Origin of the sequence: Acinetobacter sp. YH12236, from assembly GCF_013417645.1 — a bacterium.
Taxonomy (GTDB): Bacteria; Pseudomonadota; Gammaproteobacteria; order Pseudomonadales; family Moraxellaceae; genus Acinetobacter.
Genome location: NZ_VPDM01000074.1, coordinates 1 through 1,481, shown reverse-complemented (window position 1 = coordinate 1,481; position 1,481 = coordinate 1). Strand labels below are relative to the sequence as shown.

At 43.4% G+C, this 1,481-nt stretch carries 1 protein-coding gene; it reads right to left on the bottom strand.

What is annotated here, in order from left to right; genetic code table 11:
* Nucleotides 1-54: 54 nt before the first annotated feature.
* Complete coding sequence (locus tag FTV14_RS15850) at nt 55-1,389, bottom strand: ISNCY family transposase (protein WP_103254392.1); 1,335 nt, start codon at nt 1,387-1,389, stop codon at nt 55-57.
* Nucleotides 1,390-1,481: the final 92 nt, after the last annotated feature.

Below are 1,481 nucleotides of genomic sequence, written 5' to 3'. Positions count from 1 at the left end.
TGTTATTCACCAATTAAAATGTCTATGCGATAAACCATTTAAAATGTCCTGTTTTTAACTGCAAGAGTCAAGAACAGGATTTAAATTTCTTTGTTCATTGCTAGCTTTCTGAGCTTTACGACTCGGCATACTTTTCTTGGCACGGGAACGTTTATTCTGTTTTTCCAACTCTTCATGCTGTTGTTGGATATGGGCCAGAACTGCGCCTAACCGTTTATTCTCAACCACTTCATTCTGCTGCAGTCCAGTCAGTTTATTGAAGATACTGTAGTTGATCTTCCGTCCTTCATACATGATCGCAACAGTGCCATCCGGGTACTCCAGAAATGAAATGTATTGTCCAACTAATTTCTGGTTCAATTCAGTCGGTTCAAGCATATAAATACATTTGTCATACGTCAGGGTTAGATTCTTGGTGACCTTACGTGGTTCCTGCCAGGTAAAAATATCATCCAGTTCAAGATCAGATTCGGTTAATGGTCGATGTAAATTCTTTGAGTTACGCGCACACTTGGCGAACTTCTGATTGAACTGCTCAATGAAGCAGGGTAGCCAAGCATTGGCTTCAGCAATCGAACTGATGCCTTCCAGACGCATCTCTTTGATCAGACGATCCTGAAGTGTCCTGTTAGCACGTTCCACACGTCCTTTGGCCTGTGGTGAGTTGGCAAAAATAATATCGATGTTTAACTCATTCAGAATCCGCCCAAATTGCGTGATCTTGCTGTCTTGGCTCGATTTCTGATTCACTCGGAATACTGAGTGTTTATCGCTATAAAAGGCCAAAGGCTTGCCATATTGCTTAATGTAGGCTCTCGTGGAAAGCATATAGTCGAAGGTCGTTTCAGCCTCACAAAAGCGCAGATGCAACAGCTTTCCAGTGGCGTCATCGATATAAACCAGCAAACAGCATTTGGCGGATCGTCCTTCAAACCAGTCATGATAGGAGCCATCAATCTGGATCAGTTCACCGAAGCAATCACGGTTATATCTAGGCTGATATGGACGTTTCAGACGCTTGGATCGCGGAATCCAGAGCTCATTGGCAGTCATCCAGCGACGAACTGTTTCCACAGGAATATTCAGCTCAAACATGCTGCTGAGCTTCTCATGCGCCAAGGTGGGCCCAAAGCCCAGCAGATGTTCAGAAATAATGGAAAGGCACTTTGCTTTTAACAAGTCATCATGGCGACGATGGCCAGGTTGACCACGACTGGCATGAGCCAGACCTGAAACACCATCTTGATTGAGCTTCTGCAATAACCGGGTAATTTGACGGGTGGAAAGATTCAGGATTTCAGCAGCACGGACTTGGGTAATACGATGATCTCGAACGTCTTGCAGAACCGCAAGACGTTGAATTTCTTTGTCAGACATAGTGATCAGCATCTATATTTCATATCCAGTCCATGATGGTTAAATCATCATAAACTAGACATTTTTATTGGTGAGAATACAGACACTTTAAATGGGTTCTAACA